This window comes from Acinetobacter rongchengensis (genome assembly GCF_003611475.1).
Taxonomy (GTDB): domain Bacteria; phylum Pseudomonadota; class Gammaproteobacteria; order Pseudomonadales; family Moraxellaceae; genus Acinetobacter; species Acinetobacter rongchengensis.
This window is the reverse complement of sequence record NZ_RAXT01000040.1, coordinates 25148-32365: the sequence shown is the minus strand read 5'-3', so window position 1 is coordinate 32365 and position 7218 is coordinate 25148. Positions and strand designations below refer to the sequence as shown.

Here is a 7218-nt window from a genome sequence, read left to right as displayed (position 1 = left end):
GTAGATGATATTCAAATCAATAACCACTTTTTCACTGATACTAGAATTGAAAATGATATTTCACCAACTGAAATTAATTCGATACAAGATCATGAAAAAATAATAAGTTATATGACGAATATATCTAAAGCTCTAAATAAAACTATTATATTAACACCTGAAAATGAACCAGAAACTATACTTATAAAAGTGATAAATGATTTCGTAGAACTCATAGATTGAAATATAAAATCTACATACTCCACGATAAGATAAGAATAAATCTCATCTCTACATGATTAATTACACGCAAAACTCGAGAATGCTGTGCATCATACTGGTAAACACTCAAATTCAACTCGTGGCAATTAGGGTTTTTACACTAGGATAAAAATAGCATATAATCATATCACTTTGATTTTATAGATATAAATTCTGGAGTATTAATAATGAGAATTAAAAAATTTATAGTAATAATACTCAGTTTTTTGTTAGTAGCGTGTACTCACAGTAATACTAAAAAAATGGATTACATTGATAATTCTGGAGTAAAAAAATATATTTTTGAAAATTATCTATTAATTATACCTAACGGTTTTAAAATAGAGGATATTTCGACTAAGGATATGGATTTTGAAATATATTTATTAAAAAACATGGAAGGAAAAGTTATTGCTAACTTATATTTTGGTAATGCTCCTAATACATCACTTATAAAAAGTAAAAAATACATTCTCAATAATTTCAAAACAATATCATTTAATGGTAAGGAAAAATATGAAAAATGTGGAAACAAATTATGCGGTGAAATTTTAATTAAATTGAAGGATAAAAGTGGCTGGCCTCAATTTTCACATATTCTTTTTAAAGATTTAAGTAATGAAGAGAAAAGAGAGTTAGTGCAAATAATAAGTAGCTTAAGTTATCAGTAATTAACATAATACACTGATGCGAAATACAATCTATAACTCTATTTAAATCAGCATCTTGAAATCCAAAAAACTGGTTTGAACAAACTAGGTTTTTTATGAACTCATCACATTCCACATCTACTATTTAATCAATGTTTTATAGATTTGATTAGGTGCAGTAACACCTAAGAAGCACTAACGATAAAAAATCTTAAAATGAAAAGTTTTATCATCACTCCGCCACTGGCAAAATTGCTGTAACTTTGAATATGTTTACTTTTTAAAACTCCTCAAGTATTTTGAAATAAGTTCAAAAGTAATATTTCTTTATGAGAACGTATTTGTTATATAAACGATTATTAGTAGATATTTTATACAATGACCATAACCACATTCAAAATTCTGAAAGAATACAAAGCACAATATGAAAATCCAATTGTTTTAGAACTTGGAGAAAAAGTACATTTGGGCGAAGAAGAAAAACAAGAGAAATGGAAAGGATGGATTTGGGCAGAAACTAATGCCAATAAAGGTTGGATTCCAATACAAATACTTGAAATCTCTGACGATAGAAAGACAGGAGTAGTATTAGAACCTTATACAGCAAAGGAATTAACTGTAAAAGAAGGAGATATAATTGAGAAAATAAAACCCTTGAACGGTTGGACGTGGTCGAGAAACATTAACACCGCAAATGAAGGATGGATACCCGATGAAGTTATTGAATAAAGATACTCTCGCCTTCTACTTTTCCGCTTCACATCTTTTTGTAATTTAGTTCTATTAAAAACTAAACCAGCCTACTCCGCTGCTTCATGCGTTACACACAAAAACTGGAGAATGCTGCATATATTGTTTGCCCATGCTCAAATACAACGCGTGGCAATGTTGATGTGACGTTGAATGTGATTGTTTGATTTTTTAAACAATAATTCAGATAGTTATATCTAAAAAAGCCAATTTATTTCTAATTGGCTTTTTTATGAATGGATGTTTTAAAATTAATCAAATAATTAAAATATAAAATAAGAGCTTTTTAAAGCTCTTATTTGATTGTTATACATTGAATCCTATATGCTTTCCTGTTGGAAGCTCTACATCAATTCGAAGCTTTCCCCCCATAGCCTCAACATATTTTTTCATCGTTGAAATTTTCAGATCATTGCCACGATTTTCGATTGCAGACAATGATGGTTGTTTGATACCAAGAGTTTCAGCCAATTCTTTTTGAGAAATCTCTAGTTCTTCTCGAATCAAATAAAGCTGATTTTCTAGCAATAACTCATCTGCCATTTGTTTAATACGAGCTTGGCTCTCTGGAGAGCGACTAGCTAATAATTCTTGTAGGGTCTTAGCCATCAGATTATTCTCCTAATGTTGAGAGATGAAGTTCGTATTGCTGATCTGCAATAGCTAACATCTCTGTATAAAAACGCTTTTTACCACTCTTATCACCAATACACAGAACAATCGCTTGTCTTAATGGATCGAATGCAAAAAATGCCCTTAACGGTTTACCTCGATGCTGAACACGTAATTCCTTCATATTGGTAAATTTAGAATTGTAGACGGTATCTACTAAGGGACGACCTAAACTAGATCCTTGCTGTTGGAGAACAACCAATGCAGCTAAGACTTTCTCTTGCGTTGATTCATCTTGCTGTTCAAGCCATTCATTAAATAGATCCGTTGTAATGACTGTCCACATATTACAATCACAATATAGATTACAACCTATATTTTAAATCTGATTGAGTGACTTTGCAAATGGAAATAAAAAAGCCCGACATCCTATTAAGCTTTGCCTTTGATATAAGATCGGCTATAACAGTGAAAACACTCTGAAAATCATAATTATGATTCATTTTACTTTTTTGAAGCTTTGATTTTTATTCCAATTTTACTATGGCCAATTACACAAATCGTTTTAGTTACATTAATAGCGGTTAGTTACGTTTTTCGGAAACATCGTTTTGCCAAATATTACTTATATTTTTTGATAGTCTTTTCGATAGTTTTTTCATTAACAACGATTTACTTTTTTTCACAGGATTGTGTATGAAATATGACTGTTTATTGATCAAAGCTATTGGCAAAAGATATTAAAACTTCTTAAAAAGTAACCGATTTGTTTCTAAGTCGCTTACTTTTTAAGTGATGAATAGTAATTTTAAAATAATATAATTTTTGATTTTAAATTACTCTATGAAAACAATTTCGCATAACCGCCATTATGTTAAATAGGGTTTGTAAAATTATTCTTCAATGGAATTTCCATCAAGGTCATATAACTTTACTTCTCTTGCACCAGTACTAAAAAATAACTCCTTAAAAGCTCGTATTTCAATCTTCGTTAAACTACCTTGTATCGGCTCCATTATTTGGACAATCATAATAGGAGCTGTAAACTTGAAAAAAGATAAACCATTAGAATGGTGTCTCATTAAAGCTTTTAATGTTGTTGTAGCGCTTTCAAAATCTGCCAAAATCATTCTTGGGTGATCATAAGGTGATTTAGGAATTTCAGTTGCTTTGGCTATACCATTTTCTTCCATCAAACTTATACGGTTTTTATAAAAATGTACCCATATCGCTTTAGGATATTTTTTTAAATCGTCTCTTATCATTTTAGTTCTTAATTTGGATGTTCATTTAATTATAAATATATATTTTTTTTAATTTCAATTGGATAATTCTTAATTTCTTCTAAAATTAACATAACACCTTATACGAAATGCTTAAACTTTTCCTATAGGTATCAATTTCTTAGTTAAAGCCGTTCCATGATTCAGCACACTGGAGCGGCTTTCCTGTGACTATTCACATTCCACGCCTAAGTATTTGATCATTGTTCCACAATTTTAATTAAGTGAAGAAAATAAACACATCACTCCGCTGCTTCATTCGTCACACGTAAAACCTCTTCCATCGTGGTTTTACCTGCCAAAACTTTACGCAAACCATCATCACGAATAGAACCCGCATCTTTGCGAGCATATTCCTCAAGCTCATACTCCGCGGCATTCCCATGAATCAAACGGCGCATCTGCTCATCAATCGGAACAATTTCATAAATCGCAGTACGACCTGTGAAACCCGTATGTGAACAATAGTCGCAACCATTCGGTACAGGTAATTGTAAATTCAAATCGATACTTACAGGTCTAAAAACATCTTTCTCAAACTGATCTGCATCACGCCACGTATGACAATGCGCACATAAAGTTCGTACCAAACGCTGTGCAATCACACCAATCAAAGAACTAGACAATAAGAACGGCTCAATGCCCATATCTTTTAAACGGGTCACCGCACCAATCGCAGTATTGGTATGTAGCGTAGATAAAACCAAATGACCTGTTAAAGACGCTTGAACTGCAATTTCTGCGGTTTCCAAATCACGAATCTCACCGACCATCACCACATCTGGATCTTGACGCAACATGGCTTTTAAAGCACGTGCGAACGTCATATCCACTTTAGTATTGACCTGCGTTTGCCCGATCCCTTCAAGTTGATATTCAATTGGATCTTCAGCAGTGAGAATATTCTTCGAACCATCATTTAAATCAGACAAAGCCGCATAAAGCGTTGTGGTCTTACCTGAACCTGTCGGGCCAGTGACCAGAATAATGCCATGTGGACGATGAACCAATTGAGTCAAACGCTCATAATCATGCGGCATTAAGCCCAAATGGGTCATATTTAAACGCCCAGCTTGCTTATCCAACAGACGCATCACTACACGCTCACCATGCGAAGATGGTAACGTTGAAACACGCACATCAACCTCACGTCCTGCAAGACGTAGAGAAATACGACCATCTTGAGGAATACGTTTTTCGGCAATATCCAGTTTCGCCATGACTTTAATACGAGACACCAATAACGGCGCAAGCTCGCGGCGTGGCTGCACAATTTCACGCAATTGACCATCCACACGCAAACGTACAGATAATTTCTTTTCAAAGGCTTCAATGTGAATATCGGAAGCCCCGACTCGAATGGCTTCCGACAATAAAGCATTGATCAAACGGACAATGGGTGCATCATCTTCTTGATCCATCAAATCTTCGGTTTCAGGGACTTGATCTGCAAGGCTCAGTAAATCAGGATGATCCTCCAAACCTGCAGCCACCTGCTGAGATTCTCCAGTTTCACCTGCATAACTTGAACTGAGCATATGATTAAATTCAATTTCACTACACAATTGATGCTGTGCTGTACGACCTAGATAGCGACGTGCTTCCTGAATCGCAATTTGTGCGGTATCCTGACGGCGAACAATAAAAACTTGATCACCTTCATAACGCAACAGCACTCCATGCCGTTTTGCAAAACTATAGGGTATTTGTAATTGTTTAAGGACTTGCATTACAACTTATATTAATGATTAAAATTGCTTTGAGTGTACTCTATGCATATGACAGCGTGAAGTCTGTTTTTGAAGATTTAATGAAAAGGATGAGCACTTTTGTCTAAAAAGAATGAACATCTAGAGCCAGAACTCCCTGATTTAAAATGGTGGGGAGAACAACACTTTGAACCTTTACAATCCAAAGCATGGCAATTTGGCTCAATGATGTTGCGAATCACCCGTGGTTTGCAAGAATGGCGTTTGGAATACTACCGACCACATTTTCAGTATGACTATGAACAACAATGGCATCAGATTCAGGATGTGAATTTTGGTTTTCCAGAGCCTGTGCATGTCGAACGTTATATGTTTAGGGAAACCCATAGTACCTTTCAGTTAATGCCCCGTTTGGCAGATCGTTCCGTGGTGATTCGCCCTGTTGATCCGATTTATATCCCTGCTGGGCAACGTGGTACGTTGTATATCAGCACCCCCCTTTGGGTGTCTGGTTTTGTACAAGCTCAAAAAGAGCCCTTATTTGATATTCCAGTGATTCAACCCAAAGATACGTGGTTTGGCCCTGACCAAAGGACTGGTGAAATGTGCTATGCCACTTCTGTGGATGGTCGTACAGAATTAAAATTATTACGCCCACGTGCGTTTCGTGCAGTCACTCCGATTGATTTCCACAATGTCAGTAGTCATCAATTGCGTTTTGACCGTATGAATGTGCCTGTTCCAGCCCTTCCCTTATTTTATAGCGAAAGCACTCGGCGACTTTGGACCTCACAAATCAAAGTATTGTATGAGGGGAGTGATCGCCCTGCCCGTGTCAGAATCGAAAATCGTACTCCACCACTTGCAGGTGAAGTGACTTATGTACATCCACCACGCTCACCAGGTGGTGCATTGTTCAATATGTTTGATTCATTCTTCTAAGGGCTGAGGTAAAAATATGGCTGAATCCAATATTCCCAAAGACATTATAGACAGCTTAAAAGGCGTATTTACCAATGTAAATGTTGACCGCTTAAGTGAAATTGCGGTTGCTTTGGTTTTATGTTTTGTTGGTTTTGTTCTTGCAAGAGTCGTCTCCAATACCTTTATTCGAACTATTGGTACACGTTTTAATGCTCATCAACGTTTGGTTTGGCGCCGAGGTATTTTCTATTTTATCTTCTTGCTGTTTGTGATTGCGAGTTTAAAAGAAGCAGGCTTTAAGCTCAGCGTATTCTTAGGTGCGGCAGGCATATTAACAGTTGCCTTAGGTTTTGCCTCTCAAACATCTGCATCTAACTTGATCAGTGGTTTATTCTTAATTGGTGAAGGCTCTTTTGAAGTGGGTGACACCATTCAACTTACCTTGATTCGTGGAAATACGATTGAAGGTGAAGTGATTTCGATTGACCTACTTTCAGTCAAACTTCTAACCTTGGACAATGTGTACATACGACTTCCCAATGAACAATTGATTCGTGCACCGGTACATAATTTATCTAAGTTCCCTATACGGCGACTCCCTATTATTGTTCCAATTAACTTTGACGAAGACATTAACAAAGTCCGTGAAGTATTGATCAATATTGCAAATGCTTATCCATTAGTATTGGCCGATCCAAAACCCCATGTCACTGTTTCTGCCTTTGGCGAATCGTCTATTGAAATCCTGTTTGCCCTGTGGTGTAAACAAGAGAATTATTTACAAGTCAAAGATGAAATCCACGAATTTATTCGAAATCGCTTTGTGGAAAGTAAAATTGAAATCGCTGTACCTAAAATTGGCTTTGTAGATCGTCCAATACCGACTACAGCAACATCTAGCAATGGTGATATTGATAACTATGCCAATGCTCAAGATTTAAAACTCGAGAAAAAACAGGATAAGCAGCTATAAGGTCTAATAAAGATGGTGATTAGACTTTATTTTAAAACAATCATGGTTTAGCAATTGTAAAGAGCCCTATATATTTA

9 protein-coding genes and 1 pseudogene are annotated in these 7218 nt (G+C 35.5%); 6 read left to right on the top strand and 4 right to left on the bottom strand.

The features are described from left to right. From D7V20_RS20025 to D7V20_RS20165, 4 genes and pseudogenes are all read left to right on the top strand, one after another. On the top strand, positions 1 to 222 hold a 222-nt coding region (locus D7V20_RS20025), incomplete at its 5' end, for a hypothetical protein (RefSeq protein ID WP_213072515.1). A gap of 206 nt (positions 223 to 428) precedes the next feature. Beyond that, on the top strand, positions 429 to 911 hold the full coding sequence (locus tag D7V20_RS14450) for a hypothetical protein (protein WP_120384886.1): 483 nt from the start codon (positions 429 to 431) through the stop codon (positions 909 to 911). A 357-nt stretch (positions 912 to 1268) separates the two neighbouring features. Next, positions 1269 to 1619 carry an SH3 domain-containing protein gene (locus D7V20_RS14445; protein ID WP_120384885.1) on the top strand — a complete coding sequence of 117 codons (351 nt, stop codon included), beginning with the start codon at positions 1269 to 1271 and terminating at the stop codon, positions 1617 to 1619. A gap of 98 nt (positions 1620 to 1717) precedes the next feature. Further along, a pseudogene (locus tag D7V20_RS20165) lies at positions 1718 to 1807 on the top strand (organic hydroperoxide resistance protein); the annotation flags it as partial. A gap of 139 nt (positions 1808 to 1946) precedes the next feature. On the opposite strand, the gene D7V20_RS14435 reads toward D7V20_RS20165, so the two are convergent. The 4 genes from D7V20_RS14435 to gspE form a co-directional block, all read right to left on the bottom strand. Next, positions 1947 to 2249 (bottom strand): helix-turn-helix domain-containing protein, encoded by a 303-nt coding sequence (locus tag D7V20_RS14435; protein WP_120384884.1) that lies wholly within the window; start codon positions 2247 to 2249, stop codon positions 1947 to 1949. A 4-nt stretch (positions 2250 to 2253) separates the two neighbouring features. Next, complete coding sequence (locus D7V20_RS14430; RefSeq protein ID WP_120384883.1) at positions 2254 to 2598, bottom strand: type II toxin-antitoxin system RelE/ParE family toxin; 345 nt, start codon at positions 2596 to 2598, stop codon at positions 2254 to 2256. A gap of 547 nt (positions 2599 to 3145) precedes the next feature. Continuing rightward, positions 3146 to 3517, bottom strand: a complete 372-nt coding sequence (locus D7V20_RS14425) for a rod shape-determining protein (protein WP_120384882.1) — start codon at positions 3515 to 3517, stop codon at positions 3146 to 3148. A gap of 260 nt (positions 3518 to 3777) precedes the next feature. Then, a complete protein-coding gene (gene gspE / locus D7V20_RS14420) occupies positions 3778 to 5265 on the bottom strand; it encodes a type II secretion system ATPase GspE (RefSeq protein WP_120384881.1) in 1488 nt (495 codons plus the stop codon). Positions 5266 to 5364: 99 nt separating this feature from the next. Between gspE and D7V20_RS14415 the strand changes: the two genes are divergently transcribed. Further along, positions 5365 to 6186 carry a hypothetical protein gene (locus tag D7V20_RS14415; protein WP_120384880.1) on the top strand — a complete coding sequence of 274 codons (822 nt, stop codon included), beginning with the start codon at positions 5365 to 5367 and terminating at the stop codon, positions 6184 to 6186. Between the two features lie 16 nt (positions 6187 to 6202). Next, positions 6203 to 7141, top strand: a complete 939-nt coding sequence (locus D7V20_RS14410) for a mechanosensitive ion channel family protein (RefSeq protein ID WP_120384879.1) — start codon at positions 6203 to 6205, stop codon at positions 7139 to 7141. The last annotated feature ends 77 nt before the right edge of the window (positions 7142 to 7218 follow it).